Here is a 26,781-nt window from a genome sequence, read left to right on the forward strand (position 1 = left end):
GGTGTTCAAGGGAACACAGGCGCTACTGGACCTCAGGGCGTTCAAGGGAACACGGGTGCTACCGGTGCCACTGGACCTCAAGGTGTTCAAGGGAACACAGGCGCTACTGGACCTCAGGGCGTTCAAGGGAACACGGGTGCTACCGGTGCCACTGGACCTCAAGGTGTTCAAGGGAACACAGGCGCTACTGGACCTCAGGGCGTTCAAGGGAACACGGGTGCTACTGGTGCCACTGGACCTCAAGGTGTTCAAGGGAACACGGGTGCTACTGGTGCCACTGGACCTCAGGGCGTTCAAGGGAACACAGGCGCTACCGGACCTCAGGGCGTTCAAGGGAACACAGGCGCTACTGGTGCCACTGGACCTCAAGGTGTTCAAGGGAACACGGGTGCTACTGGTGCCACTGGACCTCAGGGCGTTCAAGGGAACACGGGCGCTACTGGACCTCAGGGTGTTCAAGGGAACACAGGCGCTACTGGACCTCAAGGCGCTCAAGGGAACACAGGCGCTACTGGTGCCACTGGACCTCAGGGTGTTCAAGGGAACACAGGCGCTACTGGATCTCAAGGTGCTCAAGGGAACACAGGCGCTACCGGACCTCAGGGCGTTCAAGGGAACACGGGTGCTACCGGTACCACTGGACCTCAAGGTGTTCAAGGGAACACGGGCGCTACTGGTGCTACTGGACCTCAGGGTGTTCAAGGGAACACAGGCGCTACTGGTGCCACTGGACCTCAAGGTGCTCAAGGGAACACAGGCGCTACTGGTGCCACTGGACCTCAAGGTGCTCAAGGGAACACAGGCGCTACTGGACCTCAAGGTGCTCAAGGGAACACAGGCGCTACCGGTGCCACTGGCATAGGAGTTACCGGACCTACCGGACCTTCTGGTGGGCCTCCTGGACCTACCGGACCTCAAGGTGTTCAAGGTAACACAGGTGCTACTGGCGCTACTGGACCTCAGGGTGCTCAAGGGAACACAGGTGCTACTGGACCTCAAGGTGCTCAAGGGAACACAGGTGCTACTGGTGCTACTGGACCTCAAGGCGTTCAAGGGAACACAGGCGCTACTGGACCTCAAGGCGTTCAAGGGAACACAGGCGCTACTGGTGCCACTGGACCTCAAGGTGCTCAAGGGAACACAGGCGCTACTGGTGCCACTGGACCTCAAGGTGCTCAAGGGAACACAGGCGCTACCGGCGCCACTGGTATAGGAGCTACTGGACCTACCGGGCCTACTGGACCTAGCTTCCCTGTAGCAACAATTGTTGTAACAAACAACATTCAACAAACAGTACTACAATTTAATAACTTTATTTTCAGTACTGCAATTAACGTAAACAATATTATCTTTAATGGCACAGATACAGTTACAGTTATCAACGGTGGTATTTATGTAATTAGCGTATCTATTTCTACAACTGCGCCAGGATGCGCTCCTCTTGGAGTAGGCATTTCAATTAATGGAGCAGTCGCAACTGATAACTTCTCTTCAAATTTAATAGGCGACTCACTTTCATTTACTACAATCGAAACGTTAAGAGCTGGCGCAAACATTTCTGTCCAATCTACTCTTAACGAGATTACGATCCCTGCAACAGGTAACACTAACATTCGACTTACTGTATTTAGAATTGCTTAAATTTCACTATTTATTGTTTATGACAAATAAAAAAAGAGCGAGAAACTCGCTCTTTTTTTGTTATGTACAATAATTCATTACTACTCTAATTCAATTGAAACATTTTTTTGTGGTACAAATGTAGAAATTGCATGTTTATAAATAAGCTGTTGCTTACCTTCTGTTTCCAGTAGGACTGTAAAATTATCAAATCCTTTAATTAATCCACGAAGCTGGAAACCATTTAATAAGTACAGCGTAACAAACGTATTTTCTTTACGGAGTTGATTTAAAAACTGATCTTGAATATTGATTGATTGCTTCATGTCGAATCCTCCTCTTTTTCTCTACTTACTATTATTCGACTTTAGTTGTAACTTTCCTTCTATGTATCGTAAAATTTCTGACGTTTTTTCACCGCCGGTAACATCAAACCACGTGACATCCATCTTATTACGGAACCACGTTAATTGACGCTTTGCATAACGACGTGAATTCGTCTTTAATTGTGATACCGCTTCTTCTAAAGAGACACGATCCTCAAAATAATCATATATCTCTTTATACCCAATCGCTTGAATAGATTGACAATCTCGTATCCCTCTATTATACAATCCTTCTACTTCTTCTAATAACCCTTGGTCCATCATTATATCAACTCGTAAGTTAATGCGATCGTATAGCATTTCTCGATCCATTGTCAAGCCAATTAAGGAAACATCGTATAATAACTCGTTTTCTTGTTTTTCAAGTTGATCACTCATTTTTTCACCCGTCGTGTGGAAAATTTCTAACGCTCTAATGACACGACGTACATTATTTGCATGAATACGCTCAGCACTTTCTGAGTCTACTTCTTGTAATTTCTTATGTACATATTCCACACCACGTTCTAATGCTAACTTTTCCATTTGTTCTCGGTATATAGTATCGCCAGCATCATCCGTAAACTGATAATCGAATAAAACAGATTGAATATACAGACCAGTTCCACCAACGATAATTGGCAATTTACCACGCTCTGTAATCTCTCGAATATGCTTACGAACACGTTCTTGAAATTCGGCAACAGAAAATGATTCTTCCGGATTTTTTATATCGACCATATAATGCGGAATTCCATCCATCTCTTCTTTTGTCACCTTTGCAGTTCCAATATCCATCGTACGATAAATCTGCATGGAATCTCCACTTATAATTTCACCATTCAACGCTTCGGCAAGATCAATACTTAACTTCGTCTTTCCAACAGCAGTTGGTCCAATGATGACAGCAACTTTTTCACGTTGCACTTCTCCCATATCATTCAACTCTCTTTATGTAATGTACTCCATCTATTGATTATATCCAATCTTACCAATTTTAACGGCATGATTGCAAGTTCTTTCATTTCGGTACATGAAATTATAAATAAAAAAGAACATAGTTTGTCCAATTCCGCATATACATGATTAAAAATACCTTCGAGAGGATGAGTTGACTATGAAACAATCCACCATTAATTTTTCATCTTTAACAAAAGACCTTATTTTAGCTACTGCTACAAAAGAACAAAATTGTTCACAAGAAGAATTATATTTCGCCTTAAATTGTTTGCTACGTTCTTTTCATTCTACTCTCCAAGAAACAACATTACATCCAGAAAATAAAAATACAGAGTATATACAAAATCAATTTTGCAGTGCCTATAAAATTATTACAGGTAAAACTATTTATCCTTTTCAATAACCCATAAAAGGCGGTTGCTTACATACTTTCAAGCAACCGCCTTTTATATTAATACATATACACTATTTGATCACTTTCACTTTTACAGATTTGCGCCCCCAGCTATTGGCACTACCATCTGAACCGACTAATACATCAATACGATTTCCTTTAATCGCACCACCAGTATCTCCAGCAATCGCTTCTCCATATCCTTCTACCCATACTTTTGATCCAAGCGGAATTACTTTAGGATCAACAGCAATTACTTTCATATTCGGATTTGCTGTTAAATCATGCCCCATTGCAGTTAATACACGACCACCATACGTACCATTCTCACTTGGATGCGCTGTATACGCTGTCGCTTCTACTGTTATTTCACGTCCACCAGCAGGTGCACTTGTTTCAGTAGATTTCGTAACTTGTTTCGTAGTTGACTGCTGTTTTGCCACAGGTTTACTTGATTCTACATTTTTAACAGACTCTTTGCTCTTAACTACTTTATTATTTTTAACCGGCGTATTTACTCTTACTGGCGCCTCTTCTTGCGTTACAACTTCTTTCTTTTCAATTACAGGTGCCGTCCCTGTTAAAAATGGCATGTGAACATATCCCGTTTTTCCATTATAGTCAAATTGTAACCATTCATTTTGAACTTGATTTGTCGTTTCAATTACATCATCTTTATTCAGTTTACCAAGAATTTCAGATTCAGTATTCGCTCCAGCACGAACATTTAACGCGCCCGCCGTTACATAATATGTACTTTTTGTAAATTCAGCACTTACAAACGCTTCTTTACCATTTAATTTAATTTTTGCCCATCCGTTTTCTGTATTTATAACATCTAATTTATTTCCACTTAACATTTTACCTACAAGCTTTGACTCTACAGTTGGGTTTTCTCTAACATTTAATACGTCTGTTGTTACAATCGTTTCTGCTTTCGCAGAACCTGCAAAAATCCCAAGACCAAAAACTGCCGCCGTTGCTATACCTAATAATTTTTTCATGAATAGCCTCCATTTGCTTTGTTTTCGTATTTTCATTATAGCAACAGATTTTTAGGATTTTTAGAAATCACACAATTACAAACCATTCGTAATACACGATTAATGAGTTGTAACATAAATTTCCATATTAATGAATTCCATTTCTAATAGAATTCCCAGTAGTTTTCATATATTTTCCACATACTAGCCCAGAATTTTTTTCCAAAAAAAATTACAGTATTACTTTTTTGTTACAAAAAAACCATATTTCATTACATCTTTTACCAAAATTCATCATTCTCCAATTATTAATCTCCTTTTTTGCAATAAAAAAGAGCAGCTAATAAAAGCTACTCCTTTTTCATGTGTTATTTAACTTTCTTTTTCCAAATCCCCATCATAAGAGCTGAAATAACTGTACCTATGAATATCGAGAAAATATATAGCACCGGTTTATTTACTAATGCGATAACAAACAATCCACCATGCGGTGCTGGTAATGTAATTTGGAATAACATAGATAATGCACCCGCAATACTTGAACCAACAACACAACTTACTATTACTCGAATCGGATCTGCAGCTGCAAATGGAATCGCACCTTCTGTAATAAACGATGCTCCCATAATATAATTTGTTAAACCAGATTTACGCTCTGCTTCAGTAAATTTTGATTTAAAGAAAGTAGTTGCGAATGCAATCGCTAATGGTGGTACCATACCACCGGCCATAACAGCAGAGTGTACGCCAAAGTTCTGCGCTTCTATTGCAGCAATGCCAAATGTAAAAGCAGCTTTATTAATTGGACCACCCATATCAATTGCCATCATACCACCTAATATAAGACCTAGTAATATAGCATTTGTACCGTTCAAACCATTTAACCATCCTGTTAACATTTCATTCAATGCTACTACAGGCGGAATTACTACTTTTTGCATAACAACTCCTGTAATCAACAATCCAAAGACCGGATATAACAATACAGGTTTAATTCCTTCTAACTGTGCTGGTAATCCTGAAAACAATCTTTTCAATCCTAAAACAACATACCCAGCTAAGAAACCAGCAATTAATCCCCCTAAAAATCCAGCATTCGCATGTGCTGCTAAAAATCCACCGACAACACCAGGCATAAATCCTGGACGATCAGCAATAGAACTCGCAATAAATCCAGCTAAAATTGGTACGAGGAATAAAAACGCACCTGTTTTGCCTCCACCAATAGACATTAACAATTCAGCCAATGGTCCTTCTGCTTTTATGCCACCAATCCAAAATGCTAGTGCAATTAAAATTCCTCCACCAACAACGAATGGAAGCATATTACTTACGCCACTCATTAAGTGCTTATAAATTCCTAATCCTTTTTCTTTCTCTGTACTTTCTGTCTTCCCATCTTCCTTTATTCCTTTAAAGATTGGCGTATCTTGCTTTACAGCTCGATTAAGAAGCGCTTCCGTTTTTCTAATCCCATCAGCGACTGGCACTTGAATGACATGTTTCCCAGCAAAACGGTTCATTTCTACTTGTTTATCTGCCGCAACAATTATAGCCGTTGCGCGTTCAATGTCCTCTTTCGTTAAACCGTTTTTTACACCTGTTGATCCGTTCGTCTCAACTTTAATTGCTATACCTAGCTCTGCTGCTTTTGCTTTCAAGCTATCCGCTGCCATATAGGTGTGAGCGATTCCAGTTGGGCAAGCCGTAACTGCTAGTACGTATGGTTCATTTCCTTCTGGTTTTGCAACTTCAATGTCTTCTTCTTCTTTTTCATTCTCTTTTTCATCAAATAAACGAAGAAGTTCCTCTTCATCCTTTGCTTCTAACAATTGCTTACGAAATCCTTCATCCATTAATAATGTAGATAGGCGCGATAACGTTTCTAAATGAGTATTATTCGCCCCTTCGCTCGCAGCAATCATAAAGAATAAATGCGCTGGCTGTCCGTCAAGCGATTCATAGTTGATACCGCTTACACTTCTACCAAAACAAATCGCTGGTTGCTTAACAGCTTTTGTTTTCGCATGAGGTATTGCAATCCCTTCTCCTATTCCTGTCGTACTTTGTGATTCCCGCTTTAAAATAGCTTCTTTAAATTCAGCTTTACTATTTAAACGATTTGCTCCGTCTAATTTCTCAACTAATTCATCTATGACAGCTTCTTTATTTGAAGCTGTCAAGTTCATAATAACTGTATCCCTTTTTAATAGTTCTGTAATTTTCATATGTTACTTCCCCCTATCGCTTAGTTACAATTACTTGCGACAATAATTCTTCTACTTTTTCTTTTTCACATAAATCAGCTGAAAATGCTGTTGCACTCCCTGTTGCAACGCCATATTGAAATGCCTTTTCAATATCTTTTGTCTGTTCATATTTACCTACAAATCCTGCAACGAGAGAATCTCCGGCCCCAACCGAATTAATTACAACACCTTTTGGAACAGTTGCTTCATATATACCTTCTGCCGTAAATAATAACGCCCCATCTCCAGCCATTGATACGATAACATGCTCTACACCTTGTTCAACTAATTTTCTTCCAAACGGTAAAACATCTTCTACTGTTGAAATCTCTACTCCGAATAACTCACCAAGTTCATGATGATTAGGCTTTATTAAAAATGGTTTATTTTTAATTACATGCTGCAGCGCACTTCCACTTGCATCGACTACTACGCGAATACCTTTCTCAGCTCCGAGCGTTGCGATTGATTCATAAAAAGTAGTTGAGATAGACGCCGGTACACTTCCAGCTAGTACAACACAATCTCCCTGCCTCATACTTTCGATTTGTTTCATTAATTGTTCAAATTGTTCATTTGTCACATTAGGACCTTGCCCATTTAATTCTGTCTCTTCTTGCCCTTTTATTTTCACATTAATTCGGGAATCACCGTCTACTTGGACGAAGTTTGTTGTTACACCTTCCGCCTGTAATACATCTTTAATAAATCGACCGGTAAATCCACCAGTAAATCCAAGCGCTACATTTTCAACACCTAAACGATGAAGAACACGAGAAACGTTAATACCTTTCCCTCCAGGAAATTTCATATCTTTCTCTGCTCGATTTACTGCGCCTAAATCGAAGGAATTAACTTGTACTACATAATCAATAGATGGGTTTAAAGTAACTGTATAGATCATTGTTTATCAGCCTCAATTACATTGGTTTGTCTTTTATATTTTTCTAAATCAATTTCTAAATGGTTTGTAATAATATTCGCTTCTTCAACATTGGCAATTTTCGCAAACGCAACTTCTGAAAACTTACTTTCATCAATTAAGAAATATCCTTCGTTCGCAAATGTTAATGCCATTTGTTTTAAAAGTGCCTCTTCTGGATCTGGAGTTGTAAAACCAAGCTGTTCATGTACACCATTCGCTCCTAAGAAACATTTATCAAAACGGTACTTCTGCATACTTTCCTGTGCCATAGCACCAATTAAAGCTTTCGTCCTACTTTTCATCATTCCGCCTAGTAAATACGCACGAATATTATTTTCAACTAAAGCTTCAATATGCATAAGTCCATTCGTAACGACAGTAACATCTTTATTTATTAAAAATGGAATCATTTCAAATGTTGTACTTCCTGCATCTAAATAAATGCAATCACCTTGTTCAACAATGCTAGCCGCATAGTTAGCAATTTGTTGTTTTATTTGAATGTTTTTGGATGATTTTTCAACCATCGTTGGCTCTTGCCCTTTTCCTGTTAAAACAGCAGCACCACCATGCACTCTTTTTAATAACCTTTGCTTTTCCAATTGCGCTAAATCACGACGAATTGTTGATTCAGAGCTTTCTGTTCTTTCCACTAATTGCTGTAATTTAACAACCTTCTGCTCTTTTACAAGTTGCAATATCATTTGATGACGTTCAGGAGTTAACATTTTATTCACCTCTTCTTTGATTACAGTATAATGAAAACGATCACAAAAATCAACCATAAACATTCACAAATAACCAAAATCAGTCACAAACAGTTATAAACAATAAAAAAGAAACCCATTTGATTGTTATATCAAATGGGTTTCTTTTTTCGATTCACTTATAAAGAAGCTTTATATATACTTAAAACATCGTCTTTATTTAATTTTTTAAAGTTACCAAATTCACCATAAGCCATCGCTTTATCAGCCATTAAATCAATTTCATTTTCCCCAATACCGTAATCCGCTAACGTTACTGGTGCCTCAATTGAAGTCCAAAATTGACGTAACGCCTCAATTCCTTCTAACGCAATTTCTCGATCAGTCTTTTCATCTGTTTCTACATCGAATACGCGAATAGCGAACTGTTTAAAACGACTTACATTTTCATCTACAACACGCTTCATCCAGTTCGGGAATAAAATCGCAAGGCCACCCCCGTGTGGTATATCATGAACCGCAGAAACTGCATGTTCAATATTATGAGTCGCCCAATCTCCTTTTACTCCCATCGCTAAAATACCGTTTAACGCCATAGTACCGCAATATAAAATAGTTTCTCTATGCTCATAATTTTCTAAATCACTTAAAAGCTTAGGAGCAGTTTCAATTACTGTTTTTAAAACAGATTCACAATAACGATCTTGTAATTCTGTATTTGTTCCATGATGGAAGTATTGCTCTAATACGTGCGACATAATATCTACCATACCGTAAATTGTTTGATCCCTCGGCACAGACACAGTATGAACTGGATCTAAAATCGAAAACTGCGGGAAAGTAACTGGGCTACCCCAGCCATATTTTTCATTCGTTTCCCAGTTTGTAATGACAGAACCAGCATTCATTTCAGATCCTGTTGCCGCAAGCGTAAGTACCGTACCAAATGGTAACGCCTCACTAGCAAATGCTTTTTTCGTTACAATATCCCATACATCTCCATCATATTTGCTACCAGCAGCAATCGCCTTCGTACAGTCGATTACACTTCCTCCGCCAACCGCCAATATGAATTCGACGCCATTATCTTTACAGATTTGAATCCCTTTCTTTACAGTTGATACACGCGGATTCGGTTCAACACCTGTCAATTCAAATATTTCTGCATTTATATCTTTTAAAATAGAAATTACATCATCATAAATACCATTTCTTTTAATACTGCCTCCCCCGTATACGAGAAGAACCTTTTTACCGAACTGTGGAATTTCAGTTTTCAACTGTTCTAATTGACCTTTACCGAAAATAAGTTTCGTTGGATTACGAAATACAAAATTTTGCATATTTCTTTACCATCCCTTCTATATGAAAAGCAACTATACTTTTGTATACCATATTTTTTTCATTTCACAAAAATATTTGCCTAATAAAAAAATCCCAGCCTACAGGCTGAGATTTTTTTATTGGTAATAAGGTGAGATCATTAAGTAAACAATAACACCAGATAAACTTACATATAACCAAATTGGCATCGTCCAACGTACAATTTTACGATGACGTGTTAATTGATTTGTAAAACCAAATACAAGTGCAAACAATGCAAGTGGTACAATAATAGCTGCCAGGATAATATGTGTAATTAAAATAATGAAGTACACATATTTAATGAATCCTTCCCCACCAAAATGTGTTGCCGGCGCCAAGTAATGATACGATAAATAAGAAACACAAAATAGCAACGTCGTTGTAAATGCTGCGAGGATGAAACCACGGTGCATTTTCACATTCTTCTTAATAATAGAGTATAAAGCTGCTAATAAGAATACGAACGTAAAGCTATTAAAAATTGCATTTAACATTGGTAAAATTGTTACATCAAAATGTACTTCTCCTTCATAGCCAACAGGTCCAAAGAACAAAAATAAAATAATCGCATTTACAATTACAGAAAGCGTTATCACAATAGGAGCATAGCTTTTCTGATTAGTTGATTGATCCACCAAAATGGTCACTCCTCTTCCTTCAAATATGTATACGTAACCTCACTATTTTAACATATTATTCACAGTGTAAATGTGACAATAGTTTGACACAGTAAGACAAAGCAAAGAAAAAAATCCTTCTTAATAAAACTTCTTAAGAAGGATTTTATCGCTTTATTATTTAAATAGCAATGTAATTAGTTTTTGTTAAAAAACGTATTGCTATATGCTTGATAAATTTCAGATACTTGATATCCCATTAAAGAAATTGCTGTTAATGAAAAGAAACCAATCATAAGAAATCGAAACCACATATAAATCTCCTCCTTGTATTTAGCTTAAAAAGCAGTCGCTATATTACAAGTTGAGTGGCACTCTTCATCGTCACTTTCCTTTTTCTTTACAATTGCTGTTATAAATCGAATCATAAAGAAAATCACAAAAGGAAATTGTTCGTAATTTACCTTGGCATAGTTTGGCAACGGCTCGCGTTGCACATCGAACGGAGATGCGAAGGAATAGAACATACCCTGCTCTTCCATATATACAATTACAATTTTCATACAAAACATTATTCCTAGAAACGAAACAATATCTTGCCATTCTGTCGTATATAACAAGTTATACAGCTCTAATACGTACTCTTCCATCGTCATCCCCCCTTCCTTTTTTACCATTTTGCTCGCCTTCGTATAAAAAGTCAAGAAAAAAGCTTATATTCACTATGACAATAGTAATTACTTGTTTCTATGATTATATATGATTCTTTTATAGCAATGATTGGGTGTAACTCTCTTCTAAAACAAGAAATTAGAATCGAACAGATTCCTCATTCTTACTTTTAGGATTCAACAATGTACTATTTTTATTTCTATTAAAAATAAAATAAGAAATTATTATAAGAACAGTAACAAGCATTGTTAAAAGCGCTTGTGAACGTAAAGATTCAATTGCGAGCATGGCAACTAAAACTGCTATAATCGCAGCAATTGTAACATATGTTACATATGGAAAAAGCCACATTTTCACTTTCAAATTTTGTTGTTCCGCTTTCCCCATTTTTTTACGTATCTTGAAATGTGAAACTGCTATAACGAGATATACGAGTAACGCAATCCCGCCAGATGCATTCACTAAAAATAAAAATACTTTATCTGGAGATATGTAACTAAAAACAACTCCAATGTAAGCAAAGAAAGTTCCAAATAAAACCGCCCGAACTGGAACACCACTACTATTCAATTTCAAAAATGCCTTTGGCGCATCTCCTCTTTCTGCCATTGAAAAAAGCATTCTTGAGTTCGTATATAAACCCGAATTTAAACAAGAAAGTACAGCTGTTAAAACGATAAAATTCATAATTTGCGCTGCCGCTGGTATCCCTATATGTTCCAGTACCGCCACAAACGGGCTTTTTAGTATGTTCGCTGAATTCCACGGAAGGAGTGTAACAACTACAGCGATCGATCCAATGAAAAATACGAGAATACGCCAAATTACACTATTTGTTGCAGTTTTGACTGCCTTTACAGGTTCGGCAGACTCTCCAGCGGCTACTGCAACAATCTCTGATCCCATAAATGAAAATATAACGACGGTAATTCCAAGTAGCACCGAACTTATACCATTTGGCATAAATCCTCCTTGCCCTACTAAATTCGAAGTGCCAGGTGCTTCCGTTCCTGGTACAAATCCTAAAATAACAGCTAGTCCAAGACAAAGGAACAAAACAATACTTATTACTTTAATAAATGAAAACCAATATTCAAATTCTCCAAATGATTTCACCGAGAAAACATTCGTCAACGTTAATAAAATCGTTAATATTAAGCTTAATAACCAGAGTGGGATTTCTGGAATCCAGTATTGAATAATACCAGCACCTGCTGTAGCTTCTATTGCAATAACAATTACCCAGAAAAACCAATATAGCCACCCAATTGTATAACCTGCCCATGGACCAATTGCCTCTCTTGCATATGTTGCAAATGAACCACTTGTCGGATTAATAGCTGCCATTTCTCCTAGCATTCTCATAACAAAAATAACTAGAAGTCCTGCTAATGCATATGAAACGATAGAACCTGGTCCGGCTGAATGCACAACCGCACCACTTCCAACAAACAAACCAGCTCCTATTACGCCACCAATGGAAATCATTGTAATGTGGCGTATTTTGAGGTCTTTCTTGAGATTTTTATCCAACTCTTGTACATCCCCTTCCAAACTTAATTTTGAAATTTATGTAAGAGTATTATGCGAAAAATCTTGTCCTATACTTTAAAATATATCAAAATATTCTGAATTAAACAATCGTAATTCGACCTCCTCAAAAAATTATTTCATTAGGTTTAATAATTTCCCATAAACAATTGTTGAGAAAATTATAGTCACCTTACAAAAGGTTGAATTTTCAGATATTATGAAATAAACAAGATTATACATCTAGACAACTTTTTGTATAGGAGTGTTGATATGTTAAACAAGTTCAAATTTATTTGTTGTACTTTAGTAATTTTCTTACTGCTACCGCTAGCTCCCTTCCAAGCACAAGCTGCAAACAATTTAGGATCAAAATTACTCGTTGGATACTGGCATAACTTCGATAACGGTACTGGCATTATTAAATTAAGAGACGTTTCACCAAAATGGGATGTAATCAATGTATCTTTCGGTGAAACTGGTGGTGATCGTTCCACTGTTGAATTTTCTCCTGTGTATGGTACAGATGCAGAGTTTAAATCAGATATTTCTTATTTAAAAAGTAAAGGTAAGAAAATAGTTCTTTCAATAGGTGGACAAAATGGGGTCGTTTTACTTCCTGATAATGCCGCTAAGCAACGTTTTATTAATTCCATACAATCTCTAATTGATAAATACGGTTTTGATGGAATAGATATTGACCTTGAATCAGGAATTTACTTAAACGGTAATGACACTAATTTCAAAAATCCAACGACTCCTCAAATCGTAAATCTTATTTCAGCTATTCGGACAATCTCAGATCATTACGGTCCAAATTTTCTATTAAGCATGGCTCCTGAAACAGCTTATGTTCAAGGCGGTTATAGCGCATATGGAAGCATATGGGGTGCATATTTACCAATTATTTACGGAGTGAAAGACAAACTAACATACATTCATGTTCAACACTACAATGCTGGCAGCGGCATTGGAATGGACGGCAATAACTACAATCAAGGTACTGCAGACTACGAAGTCGCCATGGCAGATATGCTCTTACATGGTTTTCCTGTAGGTGGTAATACAAATAACATTTTCCCAGCTCTTCGTTCGGATCAAGTCATGATTGGACTTCCTTCAGCACCAGCGGCCGCTCCAAGTGGCGGATATATTTCTCCAACTGAAATGAAAAAAGCTTTAGATTATATCATTAAAGGAATTCCTTTCGGAGGAAAGTATAAACTTTCAAATCAGAGTGGCTACCCTGCATTCCGCGGCCTAATGTCTTGGTCTATTAATTGGGATGCAAAAAACAACTTTGAATTCTCTAATAACTATAGAACATATTTTGATGCGATTCCCTTGCAAAAATAATAAAAAACAACAATAGGTTAAATAACCTATTGTTGTTTTTTATTTATGTAAATTACTTTTTCACTTCTACATGATGAAAAGATTCTTTTCCATCTCTACATAACTATTTACAATACTTAAAAGGAATTTGCCACGAAACCATTTCGTTATATAAACTTTCCAATTCTTTATGCCATGTTTCTACCATAGAAATTCCTCTTTCTTTTTTAACACTTTAAATAAAAATCACATAACATTCTGTATTTATCTAATAAAAAAAGAGAACTTTCTCTGAAAGTCCTGTTACTACTCTAAAATAGTCTAGTTACTATTTTGCTTCAATACAAATACTGAAAGTTCAGGTACACTCCAAAATCTAACAGGCATTCGTGTTGTCCCAATACCACGATTTACGTATAAATGTAACGGCTTATTCTTCCCTTCTAATTCATACATACCTTCAACATGACTCTCAGCTAACTTTGTAGTAATTAATGGACCTATAAAAGGAATTTGAACTTGTCCTCCGTGACTATGGCCTGACATTTGAAAATCAACTGGGTAACGAGCTACTCTATCTACAACATCTGGCTCATGTACTAATAGCATATTGAAATCTTGTTGCTTTATATGTTTTAAAGTCGAGTCTATTTGCGGCTTACCTAATAAAAAATCATCCAAACCTGCTATTGTAATATACTTACCGTTTTCCGCTTTTATTTTCTGCACTTCATTTACTAACACAGAGAAACCAGATTCCTCCATATACTTTTTATAAAATAAACTACCTCCCCCGCCCCTATCATGATTCCCAAACACAGCATATTTCCCTAAAGGCGCATGTATTTTCTGTAAAATACTTTTCGCTTCTTCTCTTTCGGCTTTATACGATCCAAACTTATCTATTAAATCCCCTGTAAAAACTACTACATCTGGATGTAACGCATTCATCTTCTCCACCAAATTTTCTAGTTGTTTCAGTGTAAATTCTGGCCCTAAATGTACATCCGAGAATTGTAATATTTTCTTATTATTAAACTCTTTAGGAATTGTAGAAGCTTCTATTTCATTCCACGTAACTGTTACTAGTTTCCGTTCTATTTCTGTCGCATAGAAATAGAAACTTATTGAAATCATTACTATGCTTATGAAACTAATTATAAATATCTTGACGATTGATTTTTTTTGTTCTTTTTTCACATGATGCGTATGCATGTTCTCACCTCTAGAAGTACTTTAAAGCCTTATTGTTACATTAATGTGACAACACGAACAATGTTAGTTATATCCTATTCTATCTACATTCACTTTGACAAATTTATACAGAAGTCATACCATATTTTTATAATACATAGATTCTTAAAAATGTTACATCTATTCATTTCATCATCTTATTAAGGAGAGATTATTCATGTCTGTATTTACACCAGAAGAAATTCCGGAACTTGCTGCGAATTCCGGAAGAAAAAAAGCTCATTTATCATTACTCCCTATGTTAATTCTCGGTTTTTTTGGTGGTGCTTTCATAGCATTAGGGTATTTACTCGATATTCATGTTATTGGAACAATGCCAAAGTCTTGGGGATCATTTACTAGTTTTCTAGGTGCCGCTGTATTCCCTATCGGTCTTATACTCGTTATTCTTGCAGGCGGTGAGTTAGTAACTGGCAATATGATGACCGTTTCAATGGCGTGGCTTCACAAAAAAATCGACTTATTTCACTTCATTCGAAATTTAGTTATTGTTACGTTTAGCAACTTCATAGGTGCTATATTCGTTGCTTATTTTTTCGGTCATATCGTCGGATTAACAGAGGGTGCTTTTTTAGCGAAAACTGTTTCTATTGCGCAAGCTAAACTACAAGATACACCACTACAAGCTTTCATTTCTGCAATCGGATGTAATTGGCTCGTTTGTTTAGCTGTTTGGCTCAGTATGGGAAGTAAAGAATTTATCGGAAAGATTATCGGCATTTGGTTCCCAGTTATGACTTTTGTTGCGATTGGATTTCAACACGTTGTAGCCAATATGTTTGTTATCCCAGCTGCAATTTTTGCCAGTCGGTTAACTTGGAGTGAATACTTTCCAAACTTCATTTTTGTTTTCTTCGGAAACTTAGTAGGAGGTATGTTATTTGTAGCACTACCTTATTTCATATCTTATAATAAGAAACTGCCTTCCAATAAAGAGCAAACCGAATTAAAGAAAAAATCTGTATCCGCTTAAATTGAATGTCTGTACAGTGGCTCTAAAAAATATTACAAATTTCATTTTTTTTACGAATATATGTGCGTACACTTGTTCTCGAATGTTTTATACGTTATAATAACAACTTAAATAGCATTATTTACATATGAGGTGAAAAACATGAACAAAACAGAATTAATTAAAAACGTAGCACAAAATGCTGAGATTTCTCAAAAAGAAGCTACTGTAGTTGTACAAACTGTAGTAGAATCAATCACTAACACTTTAGCTGCTGGTGAGAAAGTACAACTTATCGGATTCGGTACATTCGAAGTTCGCGAAAGAGCTGCTCGTACAGGCCGTAACCCACAAACTGGTGAAGAAATGCAAATCGCAGCTTCTAAAGTACCTGCTTTCAAAGCTGGTAAAGAACTTAAAGAAGCTGTAAAATAATGAAAAAATAGCCACCTCGTTTACGAGATGGCTATTTTTTTCATTACATAATTAATAAAAATCTGACCATTATGCTGTTTCTTTTGTTCCTTTATGCAAATAAAACCTTTACTTTCAAAGAAAGGTTTTGCTGTAATACTCGCCTCTGTATATATCTCCCCATGCCCCAAGTTTACTGCTTCTTTTTCTAACTTCTGTAGTATGTAGGAAGCTATCCTTTTTCCTTGATAATCTTTATGTGTAAATAAACGATCTATGTAATGCTCATCATTATAATCCCCAAATCCCACTATCACACCGTTATAATCCGCTACATAACTAATATTCTTCTCTAAAGACTGTAACCAGCTTTCTCTCTCTAGTCGATCTGGTGCCCATGCCTGTAGCTGTAACACGTTATAATCTTTTGCATTAATTGTATGAACTGTTTCATAGAATAACTGTAATACTTGTTCTAAATCCTCTTGATGGAATGTTCTAATGATCATATCTTTTAACATATATGAACCTCCTTACTAAACTATCATTTAACTTTTCTACCATCTAGTATTCAACATTTCTGCTTTATTATATCTTTTTTCTTTCTATATAAACAAAAAACAATACTTATTTCAAAGTATTGTTTTTTTGTTTAAAAGCATATGCAATTCTCTATAGATTTTTATTTTTTAATTTCACTCTTTGCAGTCGTAATGCATTTAATACAACGGATACAGAACTAAATGCCATCGCGGCTCCAGCAACCCAAGGTGCTAAGAAACCGAACGCCGCAATCGGGATTCCTAAGCCGTTATAAGCTAGTGCCCAGAATAAATTTTGCTTAATATTTCTTATCGTCATCTTACTCATAAAGATTGCATCAGCAATACTATTTAAATCACCACGGATTAACGTAATATCTGCCGCTTCCATCGCTACATCCGTTCCTGTTCCAATTGCCATACCGATATCCGCCGTAGCCAGTGCAGGAGCATCATTTATTCCATCTCCAACCATTGCTACCTTCTTACCTTGCGCTTGCAGTTTTTTCACTTCTTCTGCTTTTCCTTCTGGTAATACTTCTGCAATTACGTGATCAATACCAACTTGCTTAGCGATTGCCTGAGCAGTTTGTGTATTATCTCCTGTAATCATAACAACGTCTAGACCCATTTTCTTAAGTCTTGCGATAGCTGCTTTTGAAGTATCTTTTACAGTATCTGCAACAGCCACTATACCAGCATATTCTTTATTGATCGCAATAAGCATTGCTGTTTTTCCTTCTCGTTCTAGCTCTTCCATCGATTTAGAAACTTCTTCAATATCAATATCGAATTTCTTCATTAATCGACGTGTACCAATTAATAATTGTTTTCCTTCTACGACTGATTCGATACCGAATCCTGGAATCGCTTCAAACGTTTCTGAACTTGGGATATCAATTTTCTTTTCTTTAATTCCTTCTACAATCGCTTCTGCAAGTGGATGTTCAGAATTTTTTTCTGCCGCACCTACTAAACGTAGTATTTCTTCTTTATGAAATCCATCTGCTACAATTACATCTGTTAAAACAGGCTTCCCGTTTGTCACAGTACCTGTTTTATCTAGAATAACTGTATCTAATCGGTGCGTTGCTTCTAAATGCTCTCCACCTTTAAATAAAATACCATACTCAGCTGATCTTCCTGATCCCGCCATAATAGATGTAGGTGTCGCAAGACCTAATGCACATGGACAAGCGATAACAAGTACGGCTATCATTTTCTCAAGTGCTCCGCCAAAATCACCAGGTGTAACAAATAGCATCCACACTGCAAATGTGATAATAGCAATCACAACTACAACGGGTACGAAAATACCTGAAATTTGATCAGCTACCCTTTGAATAGGAGCTTTTGAACCTTGCGCCTCTTCTACTACTTTAATAATTTGAGCTAATGCAGTATCTCTTCCTACCTTAGTTGCTTTCACTTTTAAAAATCCGTTTTTATTTATTGTAGAACCGATTACTACATCCCCAATTGTTTTATCAACTGGAATACTCTCACCTGTTAACATCGATTCATCTATTGCTGACTTTCCTTCTACAATTTCCCCATCTACCGGGATTTTTTCACCAGGTTTTACATAAATGATATCACCAGCTACCACTTCTTCGATTAAAATTTTTATTTCTGTTCCATCTCGTACAACAGTAGCGGTTTTCGCCTGTAATCCCATTAATTTTTTAATTGCTTCTGACGAGCGTCCCTTTGCTTTCGCCTCAAATAATTTACCTAAAATAATTAATGTAATAAGTACTGCACTCGTTTCAAAATACAAGTCTGTCATATGTTCCGAAGAACCAATCGACCTAATACTTAAATACACACTGTAAAAATACGCTGCAGACGTTCCAAGTGCAACGAGAACATCCATATTGGCACTTTTATTTCGTAACGCTTTATAAGCTCCAACATAAAACTGCCCACCAATGATAAACTGAACCGGAGTTGCAAGAGCTAGCTGCACCCAAGGGTTCATAAGCGTATCAGGTAAATAAATAAACGATGTAAATGAGAAATGACTTACCATTGCCCACAGTAACGGGAATGATAAAATAAACGAAATAATAAATTTCTTCTTTTGTCGCTCAATTTCTTGTAAGCGATGATCAATTGATCCATTTTGCTCATCTGATTTCACTTCCAATTTATAGCCTAATTTCGTAATTGCACTCTTCATTTCATTTACATGAATTTCATCAGGATTAAAATATACTGTAGCCGATTCCAAAGCGAAATTTACTGTCGCTCCGTTCACACCTTCTAATTTATTTAAGCGCTTTTCTACTCTATTCGCACATGCCGCGCATGTCATCCCTGAAACAGTAAACTCAGCTTTATCACTTACAATTCCATACCCTAGCGATTCAACTTTTTGCTTAAATTGTTGCGGATTTGTTTTTGGGGGATCATACATTATTTTTGTTTTTTCAAGTGCAAAATTTACATTTGCATCATGAACACCTTCTACTTTTTTCAAGCCTTTTTCAATTCTATTTGCACATGCCGCACATGTCATTCCTGATATTTGAAGATTGGCCTCTTTCTGTTCATTCATGTCTCTCACCTCTATATACCCTCATAAGGTATAATTATTAACAAAATAAATCGTACTTCCTATAAAGTACGATTTATTTCCATATCTAAAAATAATTATTGAACATCGTACCCTTGATCTTCAATTACAGCAACGATTTCTTTTAACGTTACAACTGATGAGTCGATCGTAACTTCAACAGTACCTTCTGCTAATTGAACTTTCACTTGCTCAACACCGTTTAGTTCTTTCACACTACTTTCAATAGAATTTACACAATGTCCACAAGACATACCTTCAACTTGTAATGTTAACTGTTCCATTTAAAATCCTCCTCTTGTTTCTTCATTGTTTGTTAACCACAATTACATTTTACCATACCCCCCTAAGGTAATCAATGGTTTTATATCATGATTTTTCAATTATTTTCTAAAAGTTTATTTTACACACACTTTTTCACACCAATACCTCGAAATCCTATATAAAAATAAACAAAAAAACAAGCCAGTGACATACTAGCTTGTTTTTACGCTTTTGAAAAACGTTCAAATACTGTCATTAATTCTTCAATTGCTTCGTCACCATTGCCATCTTTAATAGCACCTGAAACACAATGACTTGTATGGTTTTTTAATACACCCATTCCTACTTTTTTCATCGCTGCATTAATCGCTGAAATTTGCACTAAAATATCCACGCAATAACGATCATTTTCAATCATATTTTGAATACCGCGGACCTGTCCTTCAATTCTCTTTAATCTATTTATAATTTGTTCTTTTTCTTTTTCTGATCTATGTGTTACCGCTTCATGATCTTTATGATCCATATTATCACCTTCTTAAAGTTTCTCTTCATCCAATAAAACAATTGCTTTTACGAGTATACCAATTATAGCATTAAATATCTACGTATGATACCCCATATGAGTATATTTCTGCTCTATGCTTATTCTTAACAACTTATTAGCTTCTCAGACTCAATTATTATGATACCCTTGCCTTTTTTTCAAAAAACAATAATAAGCAGGGATTATCCATCCCCGCTTATTATTCATCCAAAAATATAAAAGTCTCAATTTTCACACGTGTAAGTTGAGACTTTTTTCTTCCTATATATAATTATTGCTGATCACATACTTTTGTTTCATTCACTACTGAAGTTCCTTCAACGGTTACCGTATGAAAACAGTCATTTACACGAACTGTCACGACATTATCTTGCCGATCAATGATATGATATTCATTAAAATTTTTATTCAGAGCACTGCGAATTTGTTCTCCTTCATAAATTGGAATGCCATGTGATAAAACCCAAATAAGCCCAGCGATAGCAAGAATAGTTTTCATACAATCTACCTCCTTGAGAATATAGTGAACTTTTAATCCATGCTTTTTCAGCTCTACTAATCATGAATGGAATGAATCAAGCCTTTTTGGAAATAAGTTCATTTCGTCTATTTTATGTTTATGCTAATTGTGACCGAATTGTGACAACTTTTTGTCTCTTTAGACGAAAAGTTGAAACAAAACGTTCAAAAAGGACAATTCTACTTGCACAAACAAAAGGCTATGGAGAATTTCCCATAGCCTTTTGTTTGTATTTTATTAGATATTCATTTCAATTTATACGTGACTAATAAATCTTAATCCTTTACTTAAAGAAGTCGGCACGACAGATGCATGATTCTCCCCTTCAGCTTCATAAAACGTAAATCGTAACTGATCGTGTTTTACTAGGTGAAGGCGCTCTGATAATTCATTTGCACCTATAACCATATGCTCTCGTTCTAGTGATCCGACTGTAAGGAACACTCCTGTTTCAAACTTAGCATTGTTTAATTCACTTATAAGGTTCTCTTCTTTTTCAAGTACGGATTGGTTATTCCACCAAATAGATGGGCTACTTATAAAATAATTTTGAAAGGTATTTAAGTTGGTAAATAGTATATGTAAAGCAAATAAGCCACCTAACGAATGCCCAAATAACGTTTGCTTTCCTTTATCAATCTCATAATTATTTTCAATTTGAGGTTTCAGTTCTTCTTCGATAAAAGTAAAGAAGTTATGCGCTCCTCCTGTTTTAGGCCACGGTTTACCGTCTGGTTTTAAAGGTGCATCTTTTGAAATTACACTAGGCGTAAAATCATAGCATCTTTCCTCACCTGAAAATGCCCCTTCAATTGGATAACCAATACCTACTATAATGGCTGGTGAAACACCTGTTTTTTCCGCTCTAACTGATTGTATTTTAACCGCTTCGTGGAATGTTTGAAAAAAGGCATTGCCATCTAATACGTATATAACAGGATATCCTGACTCTGGTGCTGGCTGCCTCGGCTTTGAAATATGAATTTGATATTCTTTACCGTCTAATTTTGAATACAGTTTCCACTGTTCTGTATTAGATGTAATAATCTGCTGTTTTTCAATAGTAGTATTCATCTTACATCCCCCCTTCTTAACTCGTTACATATATTTCTACTTTCTCTTCTTGAGATACAACGCTATCGTAACCGAAACAAACCGGAGACCCATTATACGGATCAATCATGACACGCGCATCAATATGAAATACTTCTTTTAACACTTCATTTGTAATGATTTCTTCTGGGCTACCAGTTGTAACGATTTCCCCTTCCTTCATCGCAATAATTTCATCTGAAAACCTTGCTGCATGGTTAATATCATGTAATACCATAACGACCGTACAATTATGTTCTTTATTTAACTTCTCCACAATTTGTAATACATCTAATTGATGAGACATATCGAGATATGTAGTTGGTTCATCTAGTAGTAACACTTCTGTCTCTTGTGCTAAAGCCATCGCTAGCCATACCTTTTGTCTTTGACCGCCTGATAAATTTGCAATTTGTCTCGTTCGAAATTCAGAAGTTTTCGTTATATCTAATGCCCAATCAATCATCTCTTTATCTTTTGAAGTTAACTTATTTACATTATTTCGATGTGGATAGCGTCCATAGGAAATTAATTCTTCCACTTTAAGTTCTCCTGGTGCAATTGGAGTTTGCGGGAGTAAAGCTAACTGCTTCGCAATTTCTTTCGTTGGAATCGTATTTAAATCCTGTCCTTGCAAATATACTTTACCGCTCTTTTGCTTTAAAATTCTTCCCATTGTTTTTAACAGTGTTGATTTACCGCACCCGTTTGGCCCTATAATTGTCGTTACTTTTCCTTCTTGTATTTCCACATTTAAATCGCGAAACACTGTAAGCTTTTCATAACTCGTTTCTAAATTTTTTGCACTTAAAATACTCACTTTTATTCCTCCTCTTACGCTTTCGCCTTATAAAGTAAATATAAGAAATACGGTACACCGACAATAGAAATAACGATCCCAACAGGTAACTCTACAGGGGTGAAAACTGTTTTTGCAATAAAGTCTGAAGCTATTACAAGGAACATTCCGATTACTCCACACGTAGGAATGATATGCTTATGTTGAATACCGACAAGTCTTTTTGCTATATGAGGTGCCATTAAACCAATGAAACCAATACTTCCTGAAACTGCAACACATGCACTGACAAGTCCGATACTACTTAGTAGTAAAATAGATTTCTCTCTTTCTACCGAAACACCTAAACTTGTAATACTCGTTTCTTCCAATTGAAATAAATCTAATAAATAAGCTTTCTTTTGTATAAGCGGAATTAATATGATAAGCCACGGCAACATAGCAATAATATACTTCCAGTTTGCATTATATATACTTCCTGACACCCAAACTGCAGCCATCTCGAAATCAGTTGACTTCATTTTGAGTGATAAATACATAGAAAATGCTCCAAATCCTGATCCAATTGCAATCCCTGTTAATAAAAGACGCTGCGAATCTAACTTACCGTTTTTCCAAGAAAACAGATAAATGATGATAGCTGCACCTAATCCGCCGACTAAACCAAACATTGGCATCATCATAATAGAAACCCAGTCTGTGCTCTTTAATTGTCCTTGAAAGAAAAACATAAAGATGACGATTGCTGTTCCTGCTCCGGCATTTACTCCTAAAATACCTGGGTCTGCCAATCCATTTCTCGTAATCCCTTGAATAACTGCACCTGCAACGCCTAGGCCTAATCCCACTAATCCAGCAATTACAATGCGCGGAAGACGAAACTCAAAAATAACTAAATCATGATCTGGTACTGGATCTATTCTAAAGAGTGTTTTAAATACATCTGTAATCGTAATATCAAACGTACCATTCGTTAAACTAATATAAATTGCACATAGTATTAAAAATATAATAATCCCCATTGTCATTCCAAAGCGCTGACTCGAACTTTTAAGCATGTCTCTCTCCTCCTCTTGTACGGATTAAATAAAGGAAGAAAGGAATTCCAATTAAGGAGGTAACGACTCCAATTGGTGTTTCAAATGGATAGTTTACAAATCTACTTAAAACATCACATAACGCTAAGAAAACTCCACCAATAACGCCTGCACATGGCAAAATCCACTTATAATCTACCCCAATTATAAAGCGAGTAATGTGCGGAATAATTAAACCTACAAAACCAACTTTCCCCACTAAAGCAACTGCCGTTCCTGTTAAGAAAATAACCGATAAAATAGCCATCGCTTTAACTAGTTTTGTACGCTGTCCTAGATTAATAGAAACTTCTTCTCCTAAAGAAAGAATAGTAATAGATTTTGATATTAACAGCGCTAAAACTATTCCAATTATCCCAAACGGTATCGTGATTTTAATGATATTAGGGTCCACTTGGTCTAACTTTGCATTAAACCAAAAACTAACATTTTGAGAAATTTGGAAATATGAAGCCATTGCAGCAGATACACTACTTAAAAATGTTCCAATAACTGTTCCGATAATTGCTAACCTAACTGGTGATAAGCCATTTTGAAGGAGCGAACCAAAACCAAAAACGATACCGGCTCCTAGTGCAGAACCAATCATTGAACATAAAACCATACCAATTGATGACATTCCTGGAAGAAAAATCATGCAAAGTGTAATAACAAAGGCTGCCCCATCCGTCACACCCATAATAGAAGGGGATGCAAGATAGTTTCTTGTCATCCCCTGCATAAGTGCTCCTGATATGGCTAGAAATGCTCCGACTAAAAGAGCTGCAACTACCCTTGGTAAACGTGAAGTAATAATAATATTATGATTTACATCGCTTGAATCAAAATGAAATAATGCGTTCCACACTGTTTCAGCATCAATACTTTTCGCCCCATACAAAATAGAAAGTATAACTGTAAATAAGATCAGTATGGGTGCTATACATAATATGGTTACTGGTACTGCATTTGTTTTCTGCATATCATTCAACGCACCTTACTTATTGTATTATTTAGATAAATTTTTTACTGCTTCTTTTAAGAATACTGTTTTACTCCAAGCTGTACCACCTTGTGCCATTGGGTCTACAACGTTTACAAATACTTTCTTTTCCTTCGCAGCATTCATACTTTGCCAAATTGGATTGCTTTCAATTTCTTCTAGCACTTTCGGATTTTTATTTTCACTTGCCTCATATTGTAAGAAAATATAATCTGGGTTAAGTTCAGCAAGTTTTTCAAATGAAATTTTCTCTTGTGCTTTTACAGCTTTAAGTTGTTCTGGAGCAGTTAGCCCAAGATCTTTATAAATGACAGGGTTGAAGTATACTCCTTCTGGATATAGGAATAATTCGTTTGCTCTTAGTCTAATGACAAGTACTTTTTTGTCTTTTAACTTATCTCCTAGTTTTGCTTTTGCTTTTTCAGCATCTGCATTGTAATCTTTAATAATTTTTTCTGCTTTATCTTTTTTACCAGTTAATTCTCCCATTAACTTTAAGTTATCTTCCCAATCTGTTGAAACATGTGATACCGGGAATGTCGGAGCTACTTTCGTAAACTTTTCAGCTGTTTCTGCTGGGAATTTCGTACTTGATGTAATAACGTCTGGCTTTAATTGTAGTAATGTTTCAAAATTTGGTTGCATTTTCTCACCAACAGATTTCGCACCCTCTAAATCTTTCTCAAGATACTTCGGTAATTTACCACCAACAGTAATGGCACCTACCGGCTTAATACCAAGTACCGCTGCATCTTCCATTGACTCTAAACTAGCTGTCGCAATTTTATCTACTTTTGCTGGTACTGTATATTCTTTACCTAAATATGTAATTTTTCTTTTTTCGTCTTTTTTCGTTTCCGTAGCTTTTGTCTGTTGCTTTTGTTCTCCTGAAGTTTTATCCGTACTATTGCATGCTGCTAGTCCTACACTTAAAACTGTAACCATCCCTAAAGTAAATAACTTCTTGTTCATCTTTATATAACTCCTCTCGAATTTTCAATAAAATTTAACTATATGAAACTTGTCTTACATATATATTTCATTAGATTAATAATTTTATCCAGAACTCATTCTCGTTCACTTCCCCTAAACTATGATTCTTTTACACCTCATCCATTGATAACCCTTTTCACTGATAATGATTATCGTTACTAAGTATATATTTAATATGAAATAATTTCAAGAATGATTTGAAAAATTTTAACAAACTGAATCAAAAAAGAAGTACCTCCTATTATCAGGGAGATACTTCTTTTTTTAGAAATTTATATGTAATTCAACTGGGCAATGGTCTGATCCCATTACTTCACTATTAATTTCCGCCTCTGTTATTTGGTTTTTCATTCTTTCGGAAACAACAAAATAATCTAAACGCCATCCAATATTTTTGGCTCTCGCCCCCATACGATACGACCACCACGAATATGCACCTTCCTGATCAGGATACAGATAACGATACGTATCAATAAATCCTTCTTCTAAGATACGTGTGAATTTCTCTCGTTCCTCATCAGAGAATCCAGGATTTTTGCGGTTACTTTTTGGATTTTTTAAATCGATTTCTTTATGAGCAACGTTTAAGTCCCCGCAAAAAACAACGGGTTTTTTTTCATCTAATCGTTTGATATACGCCCTGAAATCATCTTCCCATTTCATTCTGTAATCTAAACGCTCTAATCCTCGTTTTGAATTTGGTGTATATAACGTAATTATGTAAAAATCTTCGAACTCTAAAGTAATAACTCGTCCTTCTTGATCATGCTCTTCAATGCCTAAACCATATGTAACAGAAAGCGGTTCTTTTTTCGAAAAAATAGCCGTACCTGAATAACCTTTTTTCACAGCATAATTCCAGTATGTATAATATCCCTCTGGATTTAAATCAATTTGTCCATCTTGTAATTTAATCTCTTGTAGACAAAATATATCTGCATTGGATTCTTCGAGATATTCTAAAAATCCACCTTTTGCGATAACAGCTCGCAAGCCATTTACATTCCATGAAATTAACTTCACTT

The 26,781-nt window shown here is 36.0% G+C and carries 27 protein-coding genes; 5 read left to right on the forward strand and 22 right to left on the reverse strand.

Going from position 1 to position 26,781, the window contains the following annotated elements:
- A partial coding sequence (locus tag AC3WTA_RS06015; protein ID WP_492332845.1) for a Gly-Xaa-Xaa repeat protein occupies positions 1–1,641 on the forward strand: 1,641 nt, incomplete at its 5' end.
- 80 nt (positions 1,642–1,721) lie between these two features.
- Here AC3WTA_RS06015 and hfq read toward each other — a convergent pair.
- Positions 1,722–1,946, reverse strand: coding sequence for an RNA chaperone Hfq (gene hfq, locus AC3WTA_RS06020; protein ID WP_000813896.1), 225 nt, complete (start codon positions 1,944–1,946; stop codon positions 1,722–1,724).
- A gap of 21 nt (positions 1,947–1,967) precedes the next feature.
- On the reverse strand, positions 1,968–2,921 hold the full coding sequence (gene miaA, locus AC3WTA_RS06025; protein WP_492332846.1) for a tRNA (adenosine(37)-N6)-dimethylallyltransferase MiaA: 954 nt from the start codon (positions 2,919–2,921) through the stop codon (positions 1,968–1,970).
- A 181-nt stretch (positions 2,922–3,102) separates the two neighbouring features.
- On the opposite strand from miaA, the gene AC3WTA_RS06030 reads away from it, so the two are divergent.
- A complete protein-coding gene (locus tag AC3WTA_RS06030; RefSeq protein WP_000814419.1) occupies positions 3,103–3,348 on the forward strand; it encodes a hypothetical protein in 246 nt (81 codons plus the stop codon).
- A gap of 62 nt (positions 3,349–3,410) precedes the next feature.
- Here AC3WTA_RS06030 and entD read toward each other — a convergent pair whose 3' ends face one another.
- From entD to gabP, 8 genes are all read right to left on the reverse strand, one after another.
- Positions 3,411–4,343: a cell wall-binding protein EntD gene (gene entD, locus AC3WTA_RS06035; protein ID WP_000734617.1), complete on the reverse strand. Its 933-nt coding sequence runs from the start codon at positions 4,341–4,343 to the stop codon at positions 3,411–3,413.
- Positions 4,344–4,690: 347 nt separating this feature from the next.
- On the reverse strand, positions 4,691–6,550 hold the full coding sequence (locus AC3WTA_RS06040; RefSeq protein ID WP_000704621.1) for a PTS fructose transporter subunit IIABC: 1,860 nt from the start codon (positions 6,548–6,550) through the stop codon (positions 4,691–4,693).
- 13 nt (positions 6,551–6,563) lie between these two features.
- On the reverse strand, positions 6,564–7,475 hold the full coding sequence (gene pfkB / locus AC3WTA_RS06045; protein ID WP_000640836.1) for a 1-phosphofructokinase: 912 nt from the start codon (positions 7,473–7,475) through the stop codon (positions 6,564–6,566).
- Positions 7,472–8,224, reverse strand: a complete 753-nt coding sequence (locus tag AC3WTA_RS06050) for a DeoR/GlpR family DNA-binding transcription regulator (protein WP_000957284.1) — start codon at positions 8,222–8,224, stop codon at positions 7,472–7,474. Before AC3WTA_RS06050 ends, pfkB begins: the two co-directional genes overlap by 4 nt.
- A gap of 158 nt (positions 8,225–8,382) precedes the next feature.
- Positions 8,383–9,546: an iron-containing alcohol dehydrogenase gene (locus tag AC3WTA_RS06055; RefSeq protein WP_070169036.1), complete on the reverse strand. Its 1,164-nt coding sequence runs from the start codon at positions 9,544–9,546 to the stop codon at positions 8,383–8,385.
- A gap of 117 nt (positions 9,547–9,663) precedes the next feature.
- Positions 9,664–10,206 (reverse strand): DUF420 domain-containing protein, encoded by a 543-nt coding sequence (locus tag AC3WTA_RS06060; RefSeq protein WP_000228316.1) that lies wholly within the window; start codon positions 10,204–10,206, stop codon positions 9,664–9,666.
- A gap of 317 nt (positions 10,207–10,523) precedes the next feature.
- Complete coding sequence (locus AC3WTA_RS06065; protein ID WP_116480666.1) at positions 10,524–10,862, reverse strand: hypothetical protein; 339 nt, start codon at positions 10,860–10,862, stop codon at positions 10,524–10,526.
- 133 nt (positions 10,863–10,995) lie between these two features.
- Positions 10,996–12,390 carry a GABA permease gene (gabP, locus tag AC3WTA_RS06070; RefSeq protein ID WP_000360102.1) on the reverse strand — a complete coding sequence of 465 codons (1,395 nt, stop codon included), beginning with the start codon at positions 12,388–12,390 and terminating at the stop codon, positions 10,996–10,998.
- Positions 12,391–12,660: 270 nt separating this feature from the next.
- Between gabP and AC3WTA_RS06075 the strand changes: the two genes are divergently transcribed.
- Positions 12,661–13,743 carry a chitinase gene (locus tag AC3WTA_RS06075; protein WP_002096363.1) on the forward strand — a complete coding sequence of 361 codons (1,083 nt, stop codon included), beginning with the start codon at positions 12,661–12,663 and terminating at the stop codon, positions 13,741–13,743.
- Between the two features lie 300 nt (positions 13,744–14,043).
- On the opposite strand, the gene AC3WTA_RS06080 is transcribed toward AC3WTA_RS06075, so the two are convergent.
- Complete coding sequence (locus AC3WTA_RS06080) at positions 14,044–14,937, reverse strand: metallophosphoesterase (protein ID WP_000556878.1); 894 nt, start codon at positions 14,935–14,937, stop codon at positions 14,044–14,046.
- A gap of 196 nt (positions 14,938–15,133) precedes the next feature.
- Between AC3WTA_RS06080 and AC3WTA_RS06085 the strand changes: the two genes are divergently transcribed.
- Positions 15,134–15,949 (forward strand): formate/nitrite transporter family protein, encoded by an 816-nt coding sequence (locus AC3WTA_RS06085; RefSeq protein WP_070169037.1) that lies wholly within the window; start codon positions 15,134–15,136, stop codon positions 15,947–15,949.
- A gap of 141 nt (positions 15,950–16,090) precedes the next feature.
- Positions 16,091–16,363: an HU family DNA-binding protein gene (locus AC3WTA_RS06090; protein ID WP_001043904.1), complete on the forward strand. Its 273-nt coding sequence runs from the start codon at positions 16,091–16,093 to the stop codon at positions 16,361–16,363.
- 20 nt (positions 16,364–16,383) lie between these two features.
- Here the strand turns inward: AC3WTA_RS06090 and AC3WTA_RS06095 are convergent, their stop codons facing one another.
- From AC3WTA_RS06095 to AC3WTA_RS06145, 11 genes are all read right to left on the reverse strand, one after another.
- The gene (locus AC3WTA_RS06095) at positions 16,384–16,863 is read right to left on the reverse strand and encodes a GNAT family N-acetyltransferase (protein WP_070169038.1); all 480 of its coding nucleotides are present in this window, start codon (positions 16,861–16,863) and stop codon (positions 16,384–16,386) included.
- A 151-nt stretch (positions 16,864–17,014) separates the two neighbouring features.
- A complete protein-coding gene (locus AC3WTA_RS06100; RefSeq protein ID WP_492332847.1) occupies positions 17,015–19,444 on the reverse strand; it encodes a heavy metal translocating P-type ATPase in 2,430 nt (809 codons plus the stop codon).
- A gap of 95 nt (positions 19,445–19,539) precedes the next feature.
- Entirely contained in the window at positions 19,540–19,746 is a 207-nt protein-coding gene (gene copZ / locus AC3WTA_RS06105; protein WP_070169040.1) for a copper chaperone CopZ, read from the reverse strand.
- 203 nt (positions 19,747–19,949) lie between these two features.
- Entirely contained in the window at positions 19,950–20,252 is a 303-nt protein-coding gene (locus AC3WTA_RS06110; protein WP_000349635.1) for a metal-sensing transcriptional repressor, read from the reverse strand.
- Positions 20,253–20,544: 292 nt separating this feature from the next.
- Positions 20,545–20,772, reverse strand: a complete 228-nt coding sequence (locus AC3WTA_RS06115; protein ID WP_070169041.1) for a hypothetical protein — start codon at positions 20,770–20,772, stop codon at positions 20,545–20,547.
- Between the two features lie 276 nt (positions 20,773–21,048).
- On the reverse strand, positions 21,049–21,867 hold the full coding sequence (locus AC3WTA_RS06120) for an alpha/beta hydrolase (protein ID WP_070169042.1): 819 nt from the start codon (positions 21,865–21,867) through the stop codon (positions 21,049–21,051).
- Between the two features lie 16 nt (positions 21,868–21,883).
- Positions 21,884–22,705 carry an ABC transporter ATP-binding protein gene (locus AC3WTA_RS06125; protein ID WP_000025778.1) on the reverse strand — a complete coding sequence of 274 codons (822 nt, stop codon included), beginning with the start codon at positions 22,703–22,705 and terminating at the stop codon, positions 21,884–21,886.
- A 14-nt stretch (positions 22,706–22,719) separates the two neighbouring features.
- On the reverse strand, positions 22,720–23,742 hold the full coding sequence (locus AC3WTA_RS06130) for a FecCD family ABC transporter permease (RefSeq protein WP_016135196.1): 1,023 nt from the start codon (positions 23,740–23,742) through the stop codon (positions 22,720–22,722).
- Positions 23,735–24,742, reverse strand: a complete 1,008-nt coding sequence (locus AC3WTA_RS06135) for a FecCD family ABC transporter permease (RefSeq protein ID WP_001173055.1) — start codon at positions 24,740–24,742, stop codon at positions 23,735–23,737. The genes AC3WTA_RS06130 and AC3WTA_RS06135 overlap by 8 nt, the downstream gene beginning before the upstream one ends.
- 27 nt (positions 24,743–24,769) lie before the next feature.
- Positions 24,770–25,735: an iron-hydroxamate ABC transporter substrate-binding protein gene (locus AC3WTA_RS06140; RefSeq protein WP_048545878.1), complete on the reverse strand. Its 966-nt coding sequence runs from the start codon at positions 25,733–25,735 to the stop codon at positions 24,770–24,772.
- A 285-nt stretch (positions 25,736–26,020) separates the two neighbouring features.
- A complete protein-coding gene (locus AC3WTA_RS06145) occupies positions 26,021–26,779 on the reverse strand; it encodes an exodeoxyribonuclease III (protein WP_070169043.1) in 759 nt (252 codons plus the stop codon).
- Positions 26,780–26,781: the final 2 nt, after the last annotated feature.

The sequence above is a fragment of the Bacillus sp. EB106-07-01-XG149 genome, from assembly GCF_058791555.1.